The following is a 22,915-nucleotide window of genomic DNA, read 5'->3' on the forward strand; positions in this document are numbered from 1 at the left end:
CTGATCTAGGGGCGCTTACGGTGCAGTAGATCACGTTGCAGATGGTGCCGAAGGTGTTCCTGAGCTCGTTCCAGTCGTATGGGGTCAAGTTGGGAAAAAGACCGCAGAAGTGAGGAAAATACATGGTTATCCATGGCAAGCTCCTTACTCCAATAACCTTAAATAAGTATAACTCTTGCCACCAATACGGCTCTGGAACAGCGCCCGGTACGTCCAGTGTCGACAGCGCACACGAAGGCTTTACTGTCACCACCCTCCCATGCTGCCACGACCGCCGCCTCACGAAGTCGGTCTCAATTGGCATGGACGAGCCTAGTGCGAGATCCATAACCCCCCTATCATATCTGACAGAGGCAGGGAGGCGAGAAAGCGGCTAGAGAGTGAAAAATTGTGGCGCAAACGATTGAAAAAAGAAAAGACGCCGCAAGGGCGTCTTTTTGGCATTTTTATGCTCGAAGGGCAGAAGGGCGCGAGCCACTTATTCCCATTCGATGGTTGCAGGCGGCTTGCCGGAGACGTCGTACACCACGCGGGAGATACCGTTGATCTCGTTGATGATGCGATTTGAGACGTGACCCAGGAAGTCATAGGGCAGATGGGCCCAGTGAGCAGTCATAAAGTCAATGGTTTCAACGGCGCGCAGCGCAATGACCCAGTCATATTTGCGACCATCGCCCATGACGCCAACGGAGCGCACCGGCAGGAACACGGCGAACGCCTGGCTGACCTGGTTGTAGAGGTCGGCTTTGCGCAGCTCTTCGATAAAGACCGCATCGGCGCGGCGCAGAATATCGCAGTACTCTTTCTTCACTTCGCCAAGGACGCGCACGCCCAGACCCGGGCCCGGGAACGGGTGACGGTAGAGCATGTCGTAAGGCAGACCCAACTCCAGACCGACGCGGCGCACTTCGTCTTTGAACAGCTCGCGCAGCGGCTCGACCAGACCCATCTTCATCTCTTCCGGCAGGCCGCCGACGTTGTGGTGAGATTTGATGACGTGGGCCTTGCCGGTCTTGCTGGCAGCAGATTCGATCACATCCGGATAGATGGTGCCCTGCGCCAGCCAGCGGGCATTTTTCAGCTTCTTGGCTTCGTCGTCGAACACTTCAACGAAGACGCGGCCGATGATCTTGCGCTTGGCTTCCGGCTCGTCTTCACCGGCCAGGGCAGAGAGGAAGCGCTCTTCGGCTTCAACCTTGATGATGTTGAGACCAAAGTGATCGCCAAACATCTCCATCACTTGCTCGCCTTCGTTCAGACGCAGCAGACCGTTGTCGACGAAGACGCAGGTCAGGCGATCGCCGATGGCGCGGTGCACCAGCATGGCGACCACGGAGGAGTCGACCCCGCCGGAGAGGCCGAGGATCACTTCGTCGTCACCCACTTGCTCGCGGATGCGGGCAACGGCGTCGTCGATGATGGTGGCCGGGGTCCACAGGCACTCGCAGCCGCAGATGTCTTTAACGAAGTGCTCCAGCATGCGGGCACCCTGACGGGTGTGGGTCACTTCCGGGTGGAACTGCACGCCGTAGAAGCGCTTGGCTTCGTTGGCCATGGCGGCGTGGGGGCAGGTGGCGGTCTGGGCGATGGTGGTGAAGTCGGCCGGGATGGTGGTGACCTTGTCGCCGTGGCTCATCCAGACATCAAGCAGGGCGTTGCCGTTGTCGGCGATAGCATCTTCGATATTGCGCAGCAGCGCACTGGCCTTGCCGGAGTGACCCAGCACTTCGACCTGGGCATAGCCGAATTCACGCTCGGTGGAGGATTGCACCTTGCCACCCAGCTGCTCGGCCATGGTCTGCATACCGTAGCAGATGCCGAACACAGGGACACCGGCGTTGAACACATACTCGGGGGCACGCGGGCTGCCCGCTTCGGTGACGGACTCGGGGCCGCCGGAGAGGATGATACCGCTCGGATTGAATTCGCGGATCTGCTCTTCGGTCACATCCCAGGCCCACAGTTCGCAGTAAACGCCGATCTCGCGCACACGGCGGGCAATCAGCTGGGTGTACTGGGAACCGAAGTCGAGGATCAGGATACGGTGCTGGTGAATGTCTTTAGTCATTTTATTCCTGCATCAGGCTGATGTTGTAACAAAAAGCATGGGGATAAAAACGGTGTCAAAACGGGGCCGCAGCCCCGTCTTGTATCAGCCCATCCGGTAGTTGGGGGCTTCTTTGGTAATGGTCACATCGTGGACGTGGGACTCTTTCATCCCGGCGCCGGAGATGCGCACGAACTCTGCCTTGGTGCGCATGTCGTCGATGGTGGCACTGCCGGTCAACCCCATGGAGGAGCGCAGACCACCCATCTGCTGATGGATGATCTCGTTGAGGCGACCTTTATATGGCACGCGACCTTCGATCCCTTCCGGCACCAACTTGTCGGCGGCGTTGTCGGTCTGGAAGTAGCGGTCGCTGGAGCCCTTGGACATGGCGCCCAGGGAACCCATGCCGCGGTAAGATTTGAAGGAACGACCCTGATAGAGCTCGATCTCGCCCGGAGCCTCTTCAGTACCGGCGAACATGGAACCCACCATGACGCAGCTGGCGCCTGCGGCAATGGCCTTGGCTACGTCACCGGAGAAGCGGATGCCGCCGTCGGCAATCACCGGGATACCGGTGCCTTCCAGCGCGTCAACGGCGTCGGAAATGGCAGTGATCTGGGGCACGCCCACACCGGTCACGATACGGGTAGTACAGATGGAGCCCGGGCCGATACCGACCTTGACCGCGTTGACGCCAGCGGCGACCAGCGCCTTGGCGCCCGCGGCGGTTGCCACGTTGCCGCCGATGATCTGAAGATCCGGATAGGCGTCACGAGTGGCCTTGATGCGATCCAGCACGCCCTGGGAGTGGCCGTGGGAGGAGTCAATCAGCAGCACGTCCACACCCGCCTCCACCAGCGCTGCAACGCGCTCTTCGTTACCGGCACCGGCACCGACGGCAGCGCCCACCCGCAGACGACCCTTGTCATCTTTACAGGCGTGCGGCTTGCGCTCGGCTTTCTGGAAATCTTTAACGGTGATCATGCCCTTGAGCTTGAAGTCGCCGTTTACCACCAGCACTTTTTCGATACGGTGCTTTTGCATCAGGGCAACCACCTCTTCACGAGGGGCCCCTTCACGCACGGTGACCAGACGATCTTTCTGGGTCATGATCTGTTCAACGGTCTGGGAGAGGTCAATCACGAAGCGCACGTCACGGCCGGTGATGATACCGACCAGCTGATTACCGTCAGTCACCACGGGGTAACCGGCGAAGCCGTTCTTGTGGCTCAGCTCCTTGATCTGGGCAATGGTCATGTCGGGGCGTACGGTGACAGGGTCGGTGACCACGCCGCTCTCGTACTTCTTGACCTTGCGCACTTCGGCAGCCTGCTGCTCGATGGACATGTTCTTGTGGATAAAGCCGATACCGCCTTCCTGGGCCAGTGCAATAGCCAGACGGGCTTCGGTCACTGTGTCCATGGCAGCGGAGATCATCGGGATGTTCAGGCTGATGGCGGAGGTCAGCTTGGTACGCAGATCGGCAGTATTGGGAAGAACGTCGGAGTGGGCGGGAACCAACAGTACATCGTCGAAGGTTAACGCTTCTTTGGCAATCCTGAGCATGGCAATATCTCACCGTTGAGGAAGTGGGGGTGTAAAATATTGCCGACGAAGTTTACTCACCGATTGGTCACTGGTAAAGATGTTTTTTGAATTTTTTATGGCGTAGCCCTCTTTTAGGTGGCCAAGAGGCTAAAAAACCAAGATTATCAGTACGAAAACCGCCATTTCGGGGCAAAAGAGTTGCACACGTGGAATTTTATGCAGAAAGCCCCCTGTTCTCGCAACCCGAATGTCGGTTTCACAATCCCCACTCCCCTGCGCTCGCCCCCAATAAAAACAGGCAGAGACCGCCCAACATGACATGCGTTAGCAACGCACCGTCACCACTATGCGTCTGCCACTGTGTTGCAGTTGTGACGCGAACGCCATGATTGACACATTTACCGTTACAGCGGAATGAAAAAAGTAGTGGCCGACTAAAGGTCTGGTCTCGTAAGATACCCTTCCAAACACCTTTCTTGCTGCCCTCCCACTGGCTCGTACAGCTCCAGGGAAAGGCTGACAGCAAAAAACGGGCGGGGTATAGGCTGAATTGAAAAATGTATTTCCGATATATTGATACTGCCTGAGAATATATTCACAACAAGCCTCAAAAAATTATTAATGGCAATATGACATGCCATAAATCACTTCAATCAAGGAAAGCGGGAACATATATGAGATTTCAGGGAAAGATTTCTGAGTGGAATGATGACAAAGGATATGGATTTGTCGAACCCAATGGCGGCGGCGAACGGACATTTATTCATATCAAGTCATTCAAATCAAAAGTGCGGCGCCCCATCAATGGCGATCTGGTTATTTACGAAGTAGCGAAAGATAATCGGCAACGCAGCAATGCCATTAATGTCTCGTATCCACATGAACGGTCCAACACAATAAAGAGAAGCGGAAGTAATATCAGTCTGGTATGGCCGTTGCTGTTTATGTCAAGCCTGCTGGCGCTCACCCTGTTTCAGCGTATCCCGGTATTCCTCTTCATCGTATATGCCTCCCTGAGTGTGATGACCTTTATTGCCTATGCAATTGACAAACATGCAGCCCAAAATAACCACTGGCGTACTCAAGAGAGCACCCTGCATCTGCTGGCCCTGCTAGGTGGTTGGCCTGGCGCCCTTTCTGCCCAACAGTTACTCAGGCATAAATCAGCCAAAGTGGAATTTCGCCAAGTGTTCTGGGTCACCGTATTCCTGAATCTGCTCCTATTGTGCGGGTTAACCATAACAGCTCCGGGTCGTTCCATTTTGGACACTGTCACAACAGAGAGCCTCCGTCTGATCGCTCCTTGGGCTTGAGTCCGGGCTCGGCTCCAGCCGCGCTCTGGGGTAAGATAGCGGCCATCGTTTTATTCCGGCCCGCCGGAGCAGACCACAGGTACGCCATTGAACCGATTTACTCCACCCAGTGCGGCAAGCGGCCGCGAGCAGCAGGTCTTTACCGTCACCCGCCTCAACAGCGCCGTGCGCATGATCCTGGAGCAGGATCTGGGGCTGGTGTGGCTGACCGGCGAGCTCTCCAATCTGGCGATGCCAAGTTCCGGCCACTGGTACTTCTCCCTCAAGGACATGTCGGCACAGGTGCGCTGCGCCATGTTCAAGGGCAACAACCGGCGGGTGGCCTTTCGCCCGCAGGATGGCATGCAGGTACTGGTGCAGGCGCGGGTCTCGCTCTATGAGCCGCGCGGCGACTACCAGTTGATCATCGAGTCGATGCAGCCTGCAGGCGACGGCGTGTTGGCGCTGCGTTTTGAAGAGCTCAAGCGCCGCCTCGGTGCCGAGGGGCTGTTTGACGAGAGCCGCAAGCGGCCGCTGCCCCGTGAGCCACGGGCAGTGGGCCTCATCACCTCCGCCACCGGCGCGGCTTTGCACGATATGCTGACGGTGCTTAAACGGCGTGCGCCTGATCTGCCGGTATTTATCTACCCGACCCAGGTACAGGGGAGCGCCGCCATCAGCCAGATCATCGCGGCGATCGCCAAAGCGAACCAGCGCGCCGAGGTGGATGTGCTGATCGTCGGGCGTGGCGGCGGCTCACTCGAAGATCTCTGGTGCTTCAACGAAGAGGCGGTAGCGCGCGCCATTGCCCACTCCGCCATCCCGGTTATCAGTGCGGTGGGCCACGAGGTGGATGTCACCATCAGCGACTTTGCCGCCGACTTGCGCGCCCCTACCCCGTCGGCTGCCGCCGAGCTGGTGGCGCCGGATCAGAGCGCCCGAGCCCAGCGTCTCGTTCACCTCAAACAGCGACTGCTGCAGGCGATGAGCCGCCAGCAGACCGCCGCCCGCCACGATTTCATCCTGCTGCAAAAGCGGCTCGATCATCAGGATCCGAAACGGCGGCTGGAGCAGCAGTCCCAGCGCCTCGACGAGCTCTCCACCCGTTTGCAGCAGCTATTGCGCCTGCGGCTGCATCAGGGTGAACGGCGCCTCGCCAACCTTGAGCTGCGCCTGCAGGGCAAGAGCCCGGAGCGCTTGCTGGCCGCTGGCAAGCGCCGCCACCAGCTGGCCGAGGAGCGGCTCTATGCCCTGATTACCAAGCGGCAAGACCTTGCCAGCCACCGCCTCGCCATGCTCACCGCCCGCCTCGACGGGGTGAGCCCGCTCGCCACCCTGGGTCGCGGCTACTCCATCACCCGCACCCCGCGCGGCGAAGTCATTAGCCGCGCCGATCAGGTCAGCAGTGGCGACCAGCTCGTCACCACTCTGGCACAAGGGAGCCTGCAGGTTCGAGTCGAGGAAATCATCAAAGACGCCGCGCAGTAGAACGGCTGAGTCAAACAACCATCCAACGGGCTATTCAGCCCGGCAATCAGCCAAAAACAAAGGCCACCACCGCAAACAGGGTGGTGGCCTTTTTTATCTCGGGTGCTGGCAACCGCTCACCCCTTGGCGCGGCGGGCGACCAGGGTGAACTTGTAATCATCGCTCTTGAAGAAGTTGCGACTGAACTCGAACACGGTGCCATCTTGCAAGAAGCCGCGGGAGACCTTCTCGATAATGGGTTTGGCGGGATCGATACCGAGCGCCTCCACCACCTGCGCCGAAGGGAGCACCGGCATGATCTCCTGCTCGCTGCGGTCGATCACCAGCTGCTTCACCTCTTCGATGTAGTGGTACTTGGAGCCCTGCATCACCGCATAGCTGAGGTCGGGGAAGAGGGCGAGCGGCATCCAGGTCTCCTCCAGCGTTACCGCGATCTGGCGAATAAAGCGCACCCGCTTGACGTAATAGACCAGGCCCCTTCCAGCAGATTGAGCCGCTCGGCCAGCACGCTGCTTGCCTTGATCACCTCGAAGGCGAGAATGTCGCTGTGGGTCTCGGCCGCTGGATCGGTCACCTTCTCATAGAGGCTGGTGAGCTGATAGATGTCGTAGTTCACCTTCTCCTGCCGCACGTAGCTGCCGCTGCCCTGAATGCTCTCGATGACGTTGAGTTCGGTCAGCTGCTTGAGGGCCTGGCGCACCGTCACCCGGCTCACCCCGAACTGCTCGCGCAGCTCGGCTTCGGTGGGCAGGGCATCGCCGGGGGCCAGCTCCCCTTGGGCAATCCACTGCTGGATGGTGTCGGCTATCTGGCGATACATGGGTTTTTTCGACACGAAAGGCCACCTCGTCGGCTCTGCACCATGATAAATAGAAGTGGCACCTTTCTACCCCACTTGTCCGGCAGACAAACCGGCGCTCGGCCCGGGCTTTGCGGCGGGACTGGCCGCCAACATGATTGGCTCCGGTTTTCTCGGCGGCGTGGTCGGTGGCCTGATCGCCGGTTACCTGATGCGCTGGGTCAAACAGCATGTGCGCCTTAGCCCCAACTTCAACGGCTTTCTCACCTTTTACCTCTATCCGGTGATCGGCACCCTGGTGGCGGGCAGCCTGATGCTGTTTGTCATCGGCCAACCGGTGGCCTGGCTCAACAACAGCCTCACCGAGTGGCTCAACGGCCTCTCCGGCACCAATGCGCTGGTACTGGGCGCCTTGCTCGGCTTTATGTGTTCGTTTGACTTGGGTGGCCCGGTCAACAAGGCAGCCTACGCCTTCTACCTCGGCGCCATGGCCAACGGGGTCTACGGCCCCTACGCCATCTTCGGCGCGGTCAAGATGGTTTCGGCCTTTACCGTCACCGCCTCTACCCTGCTGGCGCCGCGCCTGTTCCAGACCTTCGAGATCGAGACCGGCAAGTCCACCTGGCTGCTGGGGCTGGCGGGGATCACCGAGGGTACCATTCCGATGGCCATCGAAGATCCAATCCGGGTGATCGGCTCCTTCCTCGCAGGCTCGGTGGTCACCGGCGCCATGGTGGGAGCCATGGGGACTGGTCTCTCCACCCCGGGGGCCGGCATCTTCTCCCTCTTCCTGCTCCATGATGGCGGCCACGGCGCCCTGATGGCTGCCGCCGTCTGGCTCGGTGCAGCGCTGGTGGGCCCCCCCTGCCCCTTGAACTGGCCGCTGGCGAGTTTGGCGAGCTGGCGCCATGCCACTCCCGTAGCGTGCGCTTTCGGGTGGCTCGCGGCTAACCGCCGGTAACACCCACAGGTAGCAACAGGCGGGAGAGGACCATCTCCTCCCCGCCTGCTTATCCCTTCAAGCAGGCCTACCCCGCTTGATAAAGAAATAAAAAAAATCCCCGCCAGTTGGCGGGGATTTTTATTGGAACGGTATCAACGCCCGTCAGCGAGAACGCCCCGCTTAGCTGGCCTTGCGCAGGATCTGCTCAAGGTAGTCGGCGAAGCGGTGACCGTGATGCTCCAGCAGTTTCGGGAACATGGAGATGGAGGTCATGCCCGGGAAGGTGTTGATTTCATTCAGCAGGATCTCCCCCTCCTCGGTCAGGAAGAAGTCGATGCGCGAGAGGTGAGTCAGTTTCAGCTGACGGAACGCCTTGAGGGCATACTCGTGGATCGCATCGGCCTGCGCCTGAGTCAGCCCTGCTGCCGTCAGGCTGGTCTCGGTGTGGCTGGCGCTGCTGTACTTCTCTTCATAGGTGTAGAACTTGTCCTGCGGCACGCAGATCTCGCCCGGATACGTCGCCACCAGCTCGTCACCATACTGGTAAACCGCCACTTCCAGCTCGCGCGGCTTGACCGCTTTCTCGATCAGAACCTGTTCGGAGTAACCGAAGGCATCGGCAATGCCCTTTACCAGATCTGCTTCGTTGCTGGCGGAGTAGCAGCCAACGGAAGAGCCCTGGGAGGCCGCCTTGATAAAGACCTTGCCCCACTTGGCCAGCGCGGCCTTCGCCTCGGCCAGCGCCGCCTCATTTTGCTCGGTCAGGAACAGATATGGGGTGTTGGGAATGCCGATGGCGGAGAGCCACAGCTTGGTGCTGATCTTGTTGAAACAGATCTTGCTCGCCTCGGCATCGCAACCGAGATAAGGCAATCCGGCCAACTCGAGGAAAGATTGCAGATCGCCGGTCTCACCCGGGTAACCGTGGATGCAGGGCACCACGTAATCCACCGGACGGGCCACGCTGTCAAACGAGAGCAGCTTGTCGAGCCCCAGCTTGCACTCGCGGCCATCGGCACTGAGCCAGCGATCGGCGAACATCTCGACGCGGGTCACTTCGACACCGGGCAGGAGGCCCAGTTGTTGCTCGAGGAAATTGGCACTGCGCAGAGAAACTTCGTGCTCGGAGCCACCGCCGCCGCACAGCAGCAAGACATGCATGTTCTTCATTAGATGTGATCCCTTGGGAAAAGCGGCCTCGTCATGACCATTTGATAAACCAACCACCATAAAAACCGGACGAAGCCAGATACGAACATAAGTGCGCGCCAGTGTAGCAAGGGAGATCAACCCTTGTCAGCTGATGGGGCCCCTCCAGCCATATCTGGCGACGAAAAAGGCCGCCCAATCTGCGCAACCCCATCAAAAATGGCTCAACGCGGGGGATCCACCCGCCCCATGCCGTAACCATTGACCCGAAACCAGCCGGCGATGCTGTGGCGTTCGCGGTTGGCAGGCAATACCTCGTGAGGAAACTCCTCGGAGAGGAAGATCACCAGCCGCCCCCCTCTCGGGCTCACATCCATCAGAAACTGATCCTTGTCGTCATAGATGCGCAGCATCCCACCCGCTTCGGGCCGCCAGTCGTTGTTGAGGTAGAACACGGTGGTAAGACGACGGTTGGAGCGACCGGCAAAGGCATCGCGGTGGGTGGCGTAAAAATCCCCGCTGCGATAGCGGGCAAAATGGGCTTCGTAATCAAACAGTCCCAGCATCAACATCCGGTTGGCGACCAGGCGCAGCGCCTCCATTCGGGCCAGGTAATCGGCCACCGGCGCACCGAGGTCAGGCTCCAGCCAGTGGATCTGATCCCGGCGAATGTCACGGTTGTCCTGATGCAGGGTATCGCGGCCGATCCCGGCCGGTTGCCACTCGCCCGGTAGACAGCCCCTGAGGGCATCCACCTCGGCGGCGGTGAGAAAATCGTCCACTATCGCCCACCCGCGGGTGTAGATAGCATCCATGACAGCTTGATAGTCCAATCGTGGCTCGCAATGTATAAAAAGATGGCGCTTTTTAGCGATTAACCGGCAAAGGTACAAACCGGTTTGCTTCTCTTGAGAAGTCCCACCATCAATACGCATTTTGTCCCCGGTATGTCAGCATTTTGTCGCCCGTTGTGATCTCGCACCACTCACCGGCGTATTGGCTGTCGAAACTGTGATGCCCCTTGCAATCAATGGGATGAAGCCTTGTTCTCACCTTGCCGTAAAAAGAGCCAGCCGATACCGTAGCCATCTTGCCGTTGGGCCGGTACTTGGCGTCACTGTCGACCGGCCCCCCACCGACAATCACTAAAAGGATCTGCTTATGGCTCTGCCCGACCTCATTTTGCAACGACTGGATGGAAGCCCCTACCCGCTGGCTCAACTGGCGGGCAAGGTGGTACTGGTGGTCAATGTGGCTAGCCGATGTGGCTTTACTCCTCAATACGAAGGGCTGGAAACGCTCTATCGGGAACTCGGCCCCAAGGGGCTGGTGATTTTGGGCTTCCCCTGCAACCAGTTCGGCAATCAGGAGCCGGGGGATGCGGACGAGATCGCCCGCTTCTGCTCCCTCGACTATCCGGTCAGCTTCCCCATCATGGCCAAGTGCGATGTCAACGGCGAGCATGCCCACCCCTTCTACCAGTGGCTCAAGCAACAGAAACCGGGCTTTCTGGGGCTCGAAAATATCAAATGGAACTTCACCAAGTTTCTGATCGACCGGGACGGCAACGTGGCGGAGCGGTTTGCCCCTACCACCCAGCCAGAGAGTCTAACCGGGCAGATCAGCGAGCTGCTCTGACCCGTCCGATCCGTTTTACGCCACATCATTGAGCGATGATAGGGCGGCCTGTTCGACAGCTACTGCGCAGCGGCCGCTCTTTTGCTATATTACTGCCCCACTCTCTTTTCCATACCGTGGCTGGCCCCAACGCGCTGGCTACCCGTTGAGCCAAAGGCTCATCTCAGGAGTTTCTCTCGAACATGTCATTCAACGAACTGGGTCTGTCCCCGCACATCCTGCGGGCCGTCAAGGAGCTGGGTTACGAACAGCCAACCCCCATCCAGCAGCAAGCGATTCCGGCCATTCTGGCCGGTCAGGATGTGCTCGGCGGCGCTCAGACAGGTACAGGCAAAACGGCCGGTTTCACCCTGCCCATGCTGCAGCTGCTGCTGGCCAACCACGGCCGTGGCCGTCGTCAGGTGCGCGCCCTGGTACTGACCCCGACCCGCGAACTGGCGGCACAGGTGGGCGAGAGCATCATCAAGTATGCCCACCACCTGCCGTTCAAGACTCTGATCGCCTATGGCGGTGTCAGCATCAAGCCCAATCTGGACGCCATCAAGCTGGGGGTTGACATTCTGGTCGCCACCCCGGGCCGTCTGCTGGATCTGCTGACCCAGGGCGCCCTGACCCTGAGCCAGCTGGAAGTGCTGGTGCTGGATGAAGCGGATCGCATGCTCGACATGGGCTTTATCGTCGACATCCGCCGCATCATGAAGGCGCTGCCTGCAGAGCGCCAGACATTGCTTTTCTCTGCCACCTTCTCAAGCGACATCAAGGCGCTGGCCGATGATCTGCTGAACGACCCCACAATCATCGAGGTGGACCCCAGCAATACTGCCGCCGAGCAGGTAACCCAGCGCATCATTCAGGTGGATCGGGAACGCCGCCGCGAGCTGCTCTCCCACATGATTGGCCGTGGCAACTGGCAGCGGGTGCTGGTGTTTGTCCGCACCAAGCAGATCGCCGACCGCCTCGCCCAGCAGATGCAAAAAGATGGGCTCGACACCGTCGCCATCCACGGTGACAAGAGCCAGGGTGCCCGCAACCGGGCGCTGGCCGATTTTCGCAGTGGCGAGGTGCGGGTGCTGGTGGCAACCGATATCGCCGCCCGCGGTCTCGATATCGATCAACTGCCCCACGTAATCAACTTCGAACTGCCCCAGATGGCGGAGGATTACATCCACCGTATCGGCCGTACCGGCCGCGCCGGTCGTGGCGGCGAGGCCATCTCGCTGGTCAGTCAGGACGAGCTGGGTCAGCTCAAGGCTATCGAAGCCCTGATCGGCCAATCCCTGACCGTGGAGATCCTGGAAGGGTATGAGCCAAGCGGCAAGCCGAGTCGCCAGACTCTGCCGGGCAGCAAGCCGGTGCAGAACCCGCCTCGGGCTCGCGGCCATGCCAACGCCAAGAGCAGCAATGCCAAGGGCAAGCCAGCCGCTGGCAAGGGCAAAGCCAAGGGTGATGCCGCCAAGAAGCCTGCCCCGGCCCGCAAGCGGGAAGTGATGGGCGAGGATGTCGGGTTTACCCCGATGCGGCGCCTGCCCAAGGCGCAGCGCGACAGCTATCAGGAGAGCGACGACGAGTAAGCTCGCACTCAGCGCTTACTGCCAAGCCCACAGAGGGAGCCATAATGGCTCCCTCTTTCGTGATGGATGGTGCGCCTTCGCGCAAGGATCAGACCCGTGCATGGCGCACCGCTGCGGTGCCATTGCCGGGTGGCGTTGAACCCTCCAATGGGTTGAGCTGCAAGAACTCGAACAAGCCAGCCTGCATATTGACGTTCCAGAAGCGTCCGGCGAGGGTGAGTTGCAACCGTGCGCTCTCGATCTCGGCCAGCTCGTGCTGCTGCCAGGCGGCAAAAAGCGGCATCAGATGGGTCAGCAAAGGCGCTGGCAGACGATCCAGCGCCAGCACGCCGCTGTCGAGGGCGCCACGCAGCAGACCATCCATCCTTGCATTGGGATTGCGCCCCATCACCATCCCTGGCGCCCGCTTGCCACTGGCCAACGCGTCGTGCCAGGGGGCCAGATCTCGCCCATACATCAAGCCGTGGCCAAGGATGCTGCCCCCGGCACCGGCGCCAAAGGGCAGGATTTCGGCACCGCGCTTGGCCATCTGGTTGTAGCGGCTCTGCTCGGCCGGGCTGCGCCGCCAGTGGCTGCAGGAGAGGCGCTCCCAGCCGTGGGCTTCCAACTGCTCGCTGCCATAGGCATACATGGCAGCACGCTGCTGGCCATCCGCCACCCAGCCCAACGACCCCTTCTCCTCTGCCCGCGCCAGATTGGTGCCCTGCATGGCGATCAGCTGGTAGAGATCGACCCCGTGGACACCGCTCGCCATCACATCGCGGATATCCTGGCGCCACACGGCATCATCCTGACCGGGCAACCCGAAGATGAGGTCTGCCACGATCACAGCCGCATCATCTTGGGTCAGCTCACCCAGACGGGTCAGCAGGGTCTCCCTGTCATCGAAACGGGCCGCCTGCTGGCGCACCCGGGTATCAAAGCTCTGCACCCCGAATGAGAAACGGTTGAAGCCCCCCGCCAGCGCCACCTGCCATTTCTCATCATCAAAGCCGTTGAGGCGCCCCTCCAGCGTCACCTCGGCATCGGCCGTCAACGGAAAACGGCGGATCACGGCAGCCAGCATGGCCAGCTCGTCGGCGCTCATGTCGGTCGGCGTACCACCCCCCACATAGACGGCTGAAAACGGCATGCTCTGAGCCAACGGGGTGTCAGCCGCCTGCGCAAGGGAGGCGCACAAGGCGTTGACATAGCGGTTGATCCGCGCCGGGTTGGCGCCATTTTCAAAGAAATTGCAGAAGCTGCAGCGTTTGCGGCAAAACGGAATGTGGATGTAGAGGGCTCGCTCCTCTGCTTCACTCTCTCGCTGCCACCAGCTCTGCCAGCCAGCCTCATCCAGCGGGAAGGGACGCATCCCTCCCCGACTGGCGTGAGCCGAGGTCTTGGCGCTAAAGGCAAACTTGAGGGGATCAGGCGAGGCAATGCCGGTCATTGAAGGGGTCAGATTCATGGTGGTCACTATTCAGAAAATAACACCAATGATAACGATTATCGTTACATTAAATTTGTTCTGGATCAACCCGAAGAGCAACGCCCCTCCCGAAGGTCATTTTGGCAACCTGCATTACCGATCTGCTTAACAGATTATTTACTCAAGAGTGGTTATTGTGTGCCGATAGAGAACCATCTCCCGCCGTTTCTTCGTCTACGATCAAGATGATACGGGATCACATAACAATACCAAGCGCATGGAACTTGCCCAAAATGCATAACCTCTCCTTGAACTGGAAAATATTCCTCCCTCTTGCGCTGGTCATCAGCACCACCTTTGGCATCAGCTTCGAACTCTCCGCCTGGCTGCAACGGGATCTCGCCATCCGGCTGGCAGAGGAGAAGGTTGAGAGCATGGCCAACACCTATATGGATCAGGTGAACGTGCTGATGATGACAGGTGGCATGGCCAACCGGCAGATAGTTCAGACCAAACTCAAGAGTGAAGCGGGTATCGTTGAGGCCCGTCTGGTGCGCGCGCCGGCCGTCAGCAACCTGTTTGGTCCGGGTCATCCGGATCAGAAAGCGCAGGATCCCCTCGATGAACGTGCCATCAATCAGGGCGAAGCCATTCTGGAGCAGCAGGGCAACCGGCTCACCCTGATCAAACCGTTCAAAGCCTACAAGGAGTATCGCGGCACCCAGTGCCTCACCTGTCACCAGGTCAATGAGGGGACCGTGATGGGGGCAGTGCGGATCAGTTATGACCTCAGTCACACCTTCGGCGAGATCCGCCACAATAACCTGATCCTGAGCGGTAGCCTGGCCGCCATCTTCAGCCTCGGCTTCGGCTTGCTCTGGTGGGTGTTGCAACGCTACGTGAAACACCCCCTGCGCCAGTTGCAGCTCACCATGATCCAGATGGCCAAAGAGCGCAACCTCTCCCTCCCCCTGGTCAATCACAGCCGGGATGAACTGGGCCAGATGACCCGCGCCGTCAATGACATGGTGCAGGGCTTCCGCCACAGCCTGCAGGAGGTGGAAGGAGCAACCCACCAGCTCTATCAGGAGTCAAACCAGATCCGTCAGGTCGCGACCCAGACTGAAAACTCGGCCCGCCAACAAGAGGGGATGACCACTCAGGTTGCCGCCGCCGTGAGCGAGCTGGCCGCCAGTTCTCATGAAGTGCGCGAACATGCCCGCCACAGCGCCGAACTCTCCGCCCTCACCAATCAGGATGCGGCCGACACCAGCCGCCTCGCCCAGCACTCCATCACCGACATGGGCGAGATGTCGGCAGAGATTGATCGGGTGGATCAGGTTATCCAGCAGCTCGACAGTCGCTGTCTTGCGGTTGACGGTGTACTCGAGGTGATCAAGGGGATTGCCGATCAGACCAACCTGCTGGCCCTCAACGCCGCCATTGAAGCGGCTCGGGCAGGCGAGCAAGGCCGGGGCTTTGCGGTGGTGGCCGATGAAGTGCGGGCCCTCTCCAACCGCAGTCGTGCCGCCAGCGAGGAGATCTCCCAAATGATCGCCTCCCTGCAAAAAGAGGCCCAAAGCGCCGTTGTGGTGATCGGGGATGCAAAAAGCAAAGCCGGTGAGAGCATCAGCAAGACAGAGGCGACCCTGGCGGCCATGCAAAACATCATCGGACGCATCGCCAGCATCAACGACCTCAACGCCCAGATGGCGCAGTCAGCCGAAGAGCAGGACAGGGTCTGCAGCGAAGTGGATCACTCGGTCAGCGACATTCGCAATACGTCCAATGACACCCTGGGCCAGGCCCATGCCGCCAACCTCGCCAGTATTCAGCTGGTCGAGCAGTGTCAGAAACTGGAAGCCTTGCTGAAAACCTACCGCTGGTAATCCCGCCAACTGCAATGAAACCCGGGGCTACACCGCCACTCGTCTGAGCGACGAGGTGCCCGCATCAAGGTTAAGGATCCAGAGCTACTCGGCTACTTTACCTAGCTTGGCGACCCTGCCTGCAACGGCAGTTGTCGGCAGCCGTTGGCGTGGCGCGTTATACCACCACGGCGGTACCGCTGATGCTGACCATCAGCATGCTGCCGTTTTGCCCCACCACTTCGTAGTCGATATCGATGCCGACCACCGCATTGGCGCCAAGGGCGGCGGCGCGCTCTTTCAGCTCATCAAAGGCTATTTCGCGGGCACGGGCCAGCTCTTTTTCATAGGCGCCTGAACGGCCGCCGATGATGTCGCGGATCCCGGCGAAGAGATCCTTGAAAATATTGGCGCCGAGAATGGCTTCGCCAACTACGATGCCGCGGTATTCACGAATGCTTTTGCCTTCCAGCGTGGGGGTCGTCGAGAGGATCATCTTGAACTCCTGTGAGTAGCAGAAGAGCTCAGACTACCCCAACTGCCCGCAAATCCCAACCGGGTAGTGGCCAGCGCGGCGCCGCTCTTGAACATCGCGACGGCCAGATAAAAAACACCGCGCACGGGGCGCGGTGTTTGTTTCAGAGGGCCATGGCCAACGGCAACGCCGTCACGGATTGTAAGAGACCACCGAGCCACTGAGGCCGGTCATCTGGGAGATCCGTCCCTGCATCCCCTGCAGCTTGGCCTTGGAGACATCCGGCCCGATAAAGACCCGGTTGAGCTGACCCTGCACCGGTGTGCGCGGCGAGGTGTGGGCAGAGTAGCCCGCCGCCCGCAGCTTGCTCACCAGCGCGTTGACGCTGTCGACGTTCTTGAAGGCGCCAAGCTGGAGGATCCAGCTACCTTGCGCCGGTGCGGGAGCGGGAGCGGGTGTGGGCGGCTGGGTCATCTTGCTTTCAATCAGATCGTCGAGGGACTTGATCTGACCCGCCTGCGGCTTGGCCGGCGCGGGCGCCTTGGCCACTTCAACCGGTTTGGCTGGCGTCGGCTTGGGTGCAGGCTTGGGCGGTTCGACCGGCTTTTTGGCCACCACTTCCGGCTTGGGCTGTGGCTTGGGTTGGGCATTCGGTTGCGACTGTACCGGTTCAGCAGGGGTTGTCACCGGCTGCGCGCCGTTGCCCTGACCGGCGAGGGTCATGGGATCAGCCACCTCTTCCACTTGCCACTGCTGGGCCGCAGAGGCCTGTTGCTGGCTGGCCAGATGATCGGCTGGCAGGCTGCTGGCTGCCGAGACCTGCAGCGCAGGCTTGGCAGGCTCGAGCTCGGGGCGCAGCGGGATCTTGGCAAAGGCCTCCTCCTTTTGTGCCAGCTTGTGACCATCCAGCAAGTCCGGCAGGAAAATAACAACCAGGGCCACCAGGATGACGGTGCCCACCAGACGGTTTTGAAACTTCGAGGCCAAGTTGAATCCTACCTTTACGTAACTCAATATGCGATTTGGCTCCCCACCCGGGGGCCGGGGAGCCGGGGTGTGCCCTAGACGGCGACACCCGCCAGAATGTCGGCGACAGTGTAAAACGAACCAAACACAATGACCATATCGTCAGGACTCGATGCGGCCAACGCTGCCTGATAAGCGGCGCTGACATCATCAAACTCCCTGGCTGGCCTGCTCTCCCCCAGCGCCGCAGCCAGCTGCGCAGCGGTGGCGGCGCGCGGGCCGGTGAGACTGGCCAGATACCACTCGCCAATCAAGCCATCTAGTTCGGCAAGCGACCCCGCCATGTCCTTGTCCTTGAGCATGCCCACCACGGCGCGGCGCATACCGGTGCAGGGCATTTTACGTAATTGAGCTGCCAGATAGGCCGCCGAATGGGGATTGTGGGCCACATCGACGATCACCAGCGGCGCACTTTGCAGTTGCTGCATCCGGCCAGCCAGCCGGGCATTGGCCAGCCCGTCACGAATGGCGGACTCCGGCAGCGGCAAGCCAAGGGATTCCAGCGCCGCCAGCACGGTCACCGCGTTCATCAGCGGTAGCGCCGGTTTCGGAAGATCCCGCCACTGGTTGAGGCCCTGGTAATCCCAACTGCTCTCATGCTCTTTGCCAGAGAAATCGACCCCCACCTGACGCAGGCAGGCACCGAGGTGCGCCGCTTCGCTCGCGATAGTCGCAGGGGGGTTGGGCTCCCCGCTGATGGCGGGTTTGCCGGCCCGATAGACCCCGGCCTTCTCCACCGCCACTGCCTCGCGGGTATCACCCAGCCAGTCGCAGTGATCGAGGGCAATGGAGGTGATCATGGCCACATCGGAATCCACCACATTGGTGGCGTCGAGCCGACCGCCCAACCCCACTTCCAGCAGCAGCACATCGGGCGCGGCGCGGCGAAACAGCCACAGCCCCGCCAACGTGGCAAACTCGAAGAAGGTGAGCGCAATCTCGCCGCGAGCGGCTTCCACCTCGGTAAAGGCAGCGCAGTGGTCACAGTCGGGCAGCTCTTGCCCGTTAATCCGTACCCGCTCGGTAAAGCGCAGCAGATGGGGAGAGGAGTAGACACCGACCCGGTAGCCTGCGGCCATCAGAATGCTGGCCGCCATGGCACAGCTGGAACCCTTGCCGTTAGTGCCCGCCACCGTGATCACCTTGAACGGCAGCCGGGTGAGCCCCATACGACGGGCGACAGCACCGACCCGATCCAGCCCCATGTCGATATTGACCGGATGGATCTGCTCCAAATAAGAAAGCCAGTCGACAAGCGACCGGCTTTGGGATTGTTGCATGTTTGAACTCATCTTCACTCTTCGATGACGTGAGTATTCAGCATTTTGGCGAGCAGGCTGGCCAGACGGTTACGCATGTCGCGGCGATCGATGATGAGATCGATGGCACCCTTCTCCAGCAGGAACTCGGAACGCTGGAAGCCTTCCGGCAACTTTTCGCGTACGGTCTGCTCGATGACGCGCGGGCCGGCAAAGCCAATCAGCGCCTTGGGCTCGCCCACGTTAATGTCACCCAGCATCGCCAGACTGGCAGAGACACCACCCATGGTGGGGTCGGTCAGCACCGAGATATAGGGCAGGCCCGCCTTGGTGAGTCGGTCCAGTGCCGCACTGGTCTTGGCCATCTGCATCAGGGAGAAGAGGGCTTCCTGCATGCGGGCACCACCTGACGTGGAGAAACAGACCAGACCGCGACCCTCCTTGATGCACTCCTCGACGGCGCGCACGAAACGGGCACCTACTACGGAGGACATGGAGCCACCGATAAAGGAGAATTCGAAGGAACAGGCGACAACCGGCACCCCTTTGAGGGTCCCTTTCATCACCACCAGCGCATCTTTTTCTCCCGTCGCTTTCTGGGCGGCAGACAAACGATCCTTGTAGCGCTTGGAATCCTTGAATTTCAGTACATCCTGCGGCTCCAGCTCGGCACCAATCTCGGTACGACCCTGCTCGTCGAGGAAACTCTCGAGACGGGCCCGCGCGCTGATGCGCATATGATGATCACACTTGGGGCACACTTCGAGGTTGCGCTCCAACTCTGCCCGGTAGAGCACCTGTTCACAAGCACTGCACTTGGTCCACACCCCTTCCGGAATGTTGTGACGACGGGGCGCAGTGATCTTGCTCTTGGGAAGAATCTTCTCAAGCCAGCTCATGGAATTCCTTAATGCTTTTGTGCCTGACAAAACGCATCGAGCCTAGATTGTTCAATGACTTACTAGCTCGATGGCAACAAATGACGGGTCATTAAACCACAATTTTTCGGGCGCAGTTACTAAAAACTGGTCGTACCCGGTGCCGAGTCCGGCAGCCACAGCGGGCCGAGCGGCAACCGGGGCAGGGCAAACTCCGTCGGGTAATCCACATCGACCAGATAGAGGCCCCCCGCCTTGGCGGTCGGCCCGGCCAAATTGCGATCTTTGGCCGCCAGCACCTCGGCAATCCACTCCACCGGTTTGAGCCCCTGCCCCACCAGCAGCAGGGAGCCGGTGATGTTGCGCACCATATGGTGCAGGAAGGCATTGGCGCGAATATCCAGCACGATATAGGGCCCCTGACGGCTGACGCACAGATGGGTCACATTGCGCCACGGGGTGTTGGATTGGCAGGCAACGGCACGGAAGGTGCTGAAGTCGTGCTCCCCCAGCAGGCTCTGGCCCGCCTGGTGCATCAACTCGGCATCGATGTTCTCGTGGTAGTGGCTGACGCCACTGCCGAGGATCGCCGGCCGGAAGTTGTGGTTGTAGATGACATAGCGGTAGCGACGGGCGGTGGCGCTGAAGCGGGCGTGGAAGCTCTCGTCCACCTCCTTGACCCAGCGCACGGCGATATCTGGCGGCAGGTTGGAATTGAGCCCCAGGGTCCAGGCCCCTTCGGCACGGTTCGCCTCGGTATCGAAGTGGATCACCTGACCGGTCGCATGGACACCGGCATCGGTACGCCCGGCACACTGGATGGAGACAGGGTGGTTGGCGATCCGGCTCAGCGCCGTCTCCAGTTCAGCCTGCACGCTGATCACTTCACGCTGACGCTGCCAGCCGAAATACCGGCTGCCGTCATATTCAATACCTAGGGCAATTCGCATGGATAAACTTGTCTTGTTGTGAAAACGCAGTGAAAGAAACGGGGCGGATTATACGCGCTCAACTCGAAAAATCCCACAAACCACCTGATTGGCTTGCTCGGGCGGGGAACTCACCCAGTGCAAATTGCCATAAAGAAGGGGGCAGCCACTGGCTGCCCCCGTTTTGCTGATCCCGTGATGGGAGATGCTTTAGCCCAACCGCTTGAGCAACTTCTCGGCTTCAGCGCGCTGGTGATCGCTGCCCTGCTCCGCTGCCTCTTGCAGCAGCTCGCGGGCGCTATCCTTGTCGTCAATCTCGAGGTAGGCGCGAGCCAGATCCAGCTTGGCCCCCACACCACCATCGTCAGCATCCACGTCAAAGCCGTTGGATTCAGGCAACACCTCGGGGAAGCCATCGAGCCCCACATCCAGCGAGAAGCCCTGATACGGCTCCTGCTCCGGTGCGGTAGTATCGGCTTCGGCCAGCAGCTTGTCGATCTCGACGTAGCCGCTCTCTTGTGCTTGCTCACGGGGTTGAAGATCTGCCGGATGAGATTCAACCTCGGCGAACGCATCTTCAAAATCGGAGAGCGCCAGCTCGCTGGGATCCCACTCCAGATCAAGCTCGGTCTCCGTACCTTTGGTTGGCTCAATCCCCAACTCGGCCAACATATCATCAGCCGATCCATCCATGCTTAAATCGATGGCATTGTTACCCCTGCCCGCAGCCGGTTCATCCACCTCGTTTTCAATATCGCCCAGATCAAAACTGGCCAGATCATCAGCAGCCGAACTCTTGCTGCTGGTGCTCAAGTCCGGTTCCAGATCAGCCGACAGATCCGCATCAAGCTCGGCAAACAGGGCTGCCTGCAGCTCCTCTTCGCTCATGAGCTCATCAGGTGCCCTGGACTTGGGATTGAAATCGCTGGCCAGATCCATGGCGGGCTCATTGGCCAACGCGACGGGCTCATCCAGCGAGAGATCGAGATCCGGCACCAGATCCGGATCACGACTGGCAGGCTGGGCAGCCATCCGCTCCGGCTCGAAACCTTGCAGACCCATCTCGTCATCGTCGGTGAACACCAGATCAACATCCTGCTTTTTAGCCAGCTCATCGGACGCAATCGGCATAAAGCCATCGGGGGTGTTGAGATCCGGGACAGGGCGCACCGGGACGTTGTCGGTCACATCGACGCTCAGCAGATCATCAAACTCGCTCTGCCCCTGATCCATCATCATGGCGGTGGATTCGGAGAGGCTCTTCTCCTGCTCTTCCAGCTCACGCCGAGCACGGGCTCGCAGCCACAGGGTCACCAGTGCCAACACCAGCAGCACCGGCAGCAGGATGATCATGGCGAGGTTGAGCGGTGAGGCGAGCAGATCCATCAACCAGTTTTGCTTGGGCTCGGGCGCAGCCACCACCGGTGGGACCGGTTGGGCTTTGAGCTCGGCAATCTCTTTTTGTAGCGCAGTCTGATCCTGCAGTTGGGCCTTGAGGGTCTCCACCTCTTCGGTCAGGGATTGCAGACGCAGCTTGAGTCTGTGGTTCATTTCCGTCACCTGGCCGAGCTGGGCGTTGGCATCTTCCAGCGCCAGCGCCATCTCGGTGGCCGGTTTGCCCACCGGTTTATCCAGATCGGATGGCAAAGGCGCAAGTGTGGTGCCTTCAGCGGCGCTCGGCGACGGTGCTGGTGCCACCGCCTCTTTCGGCGCAGGCTCGCTCACCTTGGTCACTTCTTGGGTTTCAGCCGCCGGTGGTGGTACGACAACCGGGGCAGGAATGGGGGCAGCGTTCGCAACTGGCAGCGGCGCAGGTGCCGCTTTCACCGGCTCGGTCTTGGCAGACTCAACCTTCGCAGGACTGGCGACAGCCGGCTTGGCAGTGTGGGCCTGCTTGTCAGCCAGATACTTGGGGCTCAGCCCCTTCCAGCTGGCGTTGTCGCTGCGGAACTTGGCGCGGGCCTGGGCATCGGTGATAACGCTCGCCTCGGCCACGGTGGGCAGCAGAATGCGTGACCCCACCAGAATATGGTTGATGTTGCCATCAGCAAAACTGCGGGGGTTTTTCTCGTAGATCGCCACCATGGTCTGGTAGACGCTGACTCGATTGGAAGGGCGATATTTGCTCGCCAGGCTCCAGAGGGTATCGGTCGGACGAACAGGGCCATAGCTACCGGCATTGGCAGTAACCTGACGCCCCACCGGCTGGGCGGTTGCACGTACCGGTTGCGCCACAGGTCTGGCAACCGGTTGCGCCAGCGGCTGAGAATTGACGACAGGAGGTGCGGGTTCGTCAGGGCCTTTTAGCTCGACAAAAAAAGGCTCCTGCGCCGAGTCTTCAGCATGGACGGTGCCCAGCAGACCCAATGCGAGTAGCGTTGCCAATGTTATGCGGGAATGTCCCATATTCGTTCCTTCGTATGACGGCCCTATCACATTGAAAAATCTGGATAGTTACCCCAAAACAATCGGTTCAATATAAATCAGGCTCGCCTGGCAAGCCAGCAGTCCGACACATTTAGCACCCAACTTGACCCTGAGTGTAGGAAAAAACTTAATCAGTTGATATCGCAACAGAATCTTGAAGTGAC

Annotated in this window: 19 protein-coding genes; 6 read left to right on the plus strand and 13 right to left on the minus strand. The window is 60.0% G+C overall.

The annotated features are described in order from the left end of the window. Positions 1-478: 478 nt before the first annotated feature. Positions 479-2,068, minus strand: a complete 1,590-nt coding sequence (gene guaA / locus BN1125_RS07310) for a glutamine-hydrolyzing GMP synthase (protein WP_042011491.1) — start codon at positions 2,066-2,068, stop codon at positions 479-481. 84 nt (positions 2,069-2,152) lie between these two features. Then, on the minus strand, positions 2,153-3,616 hold the full coding sequence (gene guaB, locus BN1125_RS07315; RefSeq protein ID WP_042011492.1) for an IMP dehydrogenase: 1,464 nt from the start codon (positions 3,614-3,616) through the stop codon (positions 2,153-2,155). Between the two features lie 656 nt (positions 3,617-4,272). Here guaB and BN1125_RS07320 point away from each other — a divergent pair. Then, positions 4,273-4,911 carry a cold shock and DUF1294 domain-containing protein gene (locus BN1125_RS07320; RefSeq protein WP_042011493.1) on the plus strand — a complete coding sequence of 213 codons (639 nt, stop codon included), beginning with the start codon at positions 4,273-4,275 and terminating at the stop codon, positions 4,909-4,911. Positions 4,912-4,998: 87 nt separating this feature from the next. Further along, on the plus strand, positions 4,999-6,378 hold the full coding sequence (gene xseA / locus BN1125_RS07325; protein ID WP_042011494.1) for an exodeoxyribonuclease VII large subunit: 1,380 nt from the start codon (positions 4,999-5,001) through the stop codon (positions 6,376-6,378). A 116-nt stretch (positions 6,379-6,494) separates the two neighbouring features. On the opposite strand, the gene BN1125_RS19665 is transcribed toward xseA, so the two are convergent. Beyond that, on the minus strand, positions 6,495-6,830 hold the full coding sequence (locus BN1125_RS19665; protein ID WP_280136066.1) for a UTRA domain-containing protein: 336 nt from the start codon (positions 6,828-6,830) through the stop codon (positions 6,495-6,497). After that, on the minus strand, positions 6,803-7,213 hold the full coding sequence (locus BN1125_RS19670; protein WP_280136067.1) for a GntR family transcriptional regulator: 411 nt from the start codon (positions 7,211-7,213) through the stop codon (positions 6,803-6,805). The genes BN1125_RS19665 and BN1125_RS19670 overlap by 28 nt, the downstream gene beginning before the upstream one ends. Before the next feature lie 40 nt (positions 7,214-7,253). Between BN1125_RS19670 and BN1125_RS07335 the strand changes: the two genes are divergently transcribed. Next, the gene (locus BN1125_RS07335) at positions 7,254-8,138 is read left to right on the plus strand and encodes a fructose-specific PTS transporter subunit EIIC (RefSeq protein ID WP_244268478.1); all 885 of its coding nucleotides are present in this window, start codon (positions 7,254-7,256) and stop codon (positions 8,136-8,138) included. A gap of 162 nt (positions 8,139-8,300) precedes the next feature. On the opposite strand, the gene BN1125_RS07340 is transcribed toward BN1125_RS07335, so the two are convergent. Both BN1125_RS07340 and BN1125_RS07345 read right to left on the minus strand, forming a co-directional pair. Continuing rightward, complete coding sequence (locus BN1125_RS07340) at positions 8,301-9,290, minus strand: D-alanine--D-alanine ligase (protein WP_042011495.1); 990 nt, start codon at positions 9,288-9,290, stop codon at positions 8,301-8,303. Between the two features lie 203 nt (positions 9,291-9,493). Then, positions 9,494-10,102, minus strand: a complete 609-nt coding sequence (locus BN1125_RS07345) for a 2OG-Fe(II) oxygenase (protein ID WP_042011496.1) — start codon at positions 10,100-10,102, stop codon at positions 9,494-9,496. Positions 10,103-10,430: 328 nt separating this feature from the next. On the opposite strand from BN1125_RS07345, the gene BN1125_RS07355 reads away from it, so the two are divergent. Both BN1125_RS07355 and BN1125_RS07360 read left to right on the plus strand, forming a co-directional pair. Continuing rightward, entirely contained in the window at positions 10,431-10,907 is a 477-nt protein-coding gene (locus BN1125_RS07355) for a glutathione peroxidase (protein ID WP_042011498.1), read from the plus strand. A gap of 182 nt (positions 10,908-11,089) precedes the next feature. After that, positions 11,090-12,478, plus strand: a complete 1,389-nt coding sequence (locus BN1125_RS07360) for a DEAD/DEAH box helicase (RefSeq protein ID WP_042011499.1) — start codon at positions 11,090-11,092, stop codon at positions 12,476-12,478. An 88-nt stretch (positions 12,479-12,566) separates the two neighbouring features. Here the strand turns inward: BN1125_RS07360 and hutW are convergent, their stop codons facing one another. Continuing rightward, on the minus strand, positions 12,567-13,928 hold the full coding sequence (hutW, locus tag BN1125_RS07365; RefSeq protein ID WP_042011500.1) for a heme anaerobic degradation radical SAM methyltransferase ChuW/HutW: 1,362 nt from the start codon (positions 13,926-13,928) through the stop codon (positions 12,567-12,569). A 254-nt stretch (positions 13,929-14,182) separates the two neighbouring features. Between hutW and BN1125_RS07370 the strand changes: the two genes are divergently transcribed. Continuing rightward, on the plus strand, positions 14,183-15,778 hold the full coding sequence (locus BN1125_RS07370) for a methyl-accepting chemotaxis protein (RefSeq protein ID WP_042011501.1): 1,596 nt from the start codon (positions 14,183-14,185) through the stop codon (positions 15,776-15,778). A gap of 157 nt (positions 15,779-15,935) precedes the next feature. On the opposite strand, the gene BN1125_RS07375 is transcribed toward BN1125_RS07370, so the two are convergent. The 6 genes from BN1125_RS07375 to BN1125_RS07400 all read right to left on the minus strand — a co-directional run bounded on the left by BN1125_RS07375 (position 15,936) and on the right by BN1125_RS07400 (position 22,730). After that, positions 15,936-16,253, minus strand: coding sequence for a heavy metal-binding domain-containing protein (locus BN1125_RS07375; protein WP_042011502.1), 318 nt, complete (start codon positions 16,251-16,253; stop codon positions 15,936-15,938). A gap of 171 nt (positions 16,254-16,424) precedes the next feature. Next, positions 16,425-17,219, minus strand: a complete 795-nt coding sequence (locus BN1125_RS07380) for an SPOR domain-containing protein (protein WP_042011503.1) — start codon at positions 17,217-17,219, stop codon at positions 16,425-16,427. 74 nt (positions 17,220-17,293) lie between these two features. After that, positions 17,294-18,550, minus strand: a complete 1,257-nt coding sequence (folC, locus tag BN1125_RS07385; protein ID WP_042011504.1) for a bifunctional tetrahydrofolate synthase/dihydrofolate synthase — start codon at positions 18,548-18,550, stop codon at positions 17,294-17,296. A gap of 2 nt (positions 18,551-18,552) precedes the next feature. Continuing rightward, a complete protein-coding gene (gene accD / locus BN1125_RS07390; protein WP_042011505.1) occupies positions 18,553-19,416 on the minus strand; it encodes an acetyl-CoA carboxylase, carboxyltransferase subunit beta in 864 nt (287 codons plus the stop codon). 119 nt (positions 19,417-19,535) lie between these two features. Then, complete coding sequence (truA, locus tag BN1125_RS07395; RefSeq protein ID WP_042011508.1) at positions 19,536-20,345, minus strand: tRNA pseudouridine(38-40) synthase TruA; 810 nt, start codon at positions 20,343-20,345, stop codon at positions 19,536-19,538. A 189-nt stretch (positions 20,346-20,534) separates the two neighbouring features. Next, positions 20,535-22,730, minus strand: coding sequence for a FimV/HubP family polar landmark protein (locus tag BN1125_RS07400; protein ID WP_042011509.1), 2,196 nt, complete (start codon positions 22,728-22,730; stop codon positions 20,535-20,537). Positions 22,731-22,915: the final 185 nt, after the last annotated feature.

The organism is Aeromonas fluvialis (genome assembly GCF_000819885.1).
Lineage (GTDB): Bacteria > Pseudomonadota > Gammaproteobacteria > Enterobacterales > Aeromonadaceae > Aeromonas > Aeromonas fluvialis.

Excerpts from the sequence above, each read along its gene's own strand:
- guaA (WP_042011491.1), bottom strand. The coding sequence starts at position 2,068 with ATGACTAAAGACATTCACCAGCACCGTATCCTGATCCTCGACTTCGGT.
- guaB (WP_042011492.1), bottom strand. The coding sequence starts at position 3,616 with ATGCTCAGGATTGCCAAAGAAGCGTTAACCTTCGACGATGTACTGTTG.
- BN1125_RS07320 (WP_042011493.1), top strand. The coding sequence starts at position 4,273 with ATGAGATTTCAGGGAAAGATTTCTGAGTGGAATGATGACAAAGGATAT.
- BN1125_RS07340 (WP_042011495.1), bottom strand. The coding sequence starts at position 9,290 with ATGAAGAACATGCATGTCTTGCTGCTGTGCGGCGGCGGTGGCTCCGAG.
- BN1125_RS07355 (WP_042011498.1), top strand. The coding sequence starts at position 10,431 with ATGGCTCTGCCCGACCTCATTTTGCAACGACTGGATGGAAGCCCCTAC.
- BN1125_RS07360 (WP_042011499.1), top strand. The coding sequence starts at position 11,090 with ATGTCATTCAACGAACTGGGTCTGTCCCCGCACATCCTGCGGGCCGTC.
- hutW (WP_042011500.1), bottom strand. The coding sequence starts at position 13,928 with ATGAATCTGACCCCTTCAATGACCGGCATTGCCTCGCCTGATCCCCTC.
- BN1125_RS07370 (WP_042011501.1), top strand. The coding sequence starts at position 14,183 with ATGCATAACCTCTCCTTGAACTGGAAAATATTCCTCCCTCTTGCGCTG.
- BN1125_RS07375 (WP_042011502.1), bottom strand. The coding sequence starts at position 16,253 with ATGATCCTCTCGACGACCCCCACGCTGGAAGGCAAAAGCATTCGTGAA.
- folC (WP_042011504.1), bottom strand. The coding sequence starts at position 18,550 with ATGAGTTCAAACATGCAACAATCCCAAAGCCGGTCGCTTGTCGACTGG.
- accD (WP_042011505.1), bottom strand. The coding sequence starts at position 19,416 with ATGAGCTGGCTTGAGAAGATTCTTCCCAAGAGCAAGATCACTGCGCCC.
- truA (WP_042011508.1), bottom strand. The coding sequence starts at position 20,345 with ATGCGAATTGCCCTAGGTATTGAATATGACGGCAGCCGGTATTTCGGC.
- BN1125_RS07400 (WP_042011509.1), bottom strand. The coding sequence starts at position 22,730 with ATGGGACATTCCCGCATAACATTGGCAACGCTACTCGCATTGGGTCTG.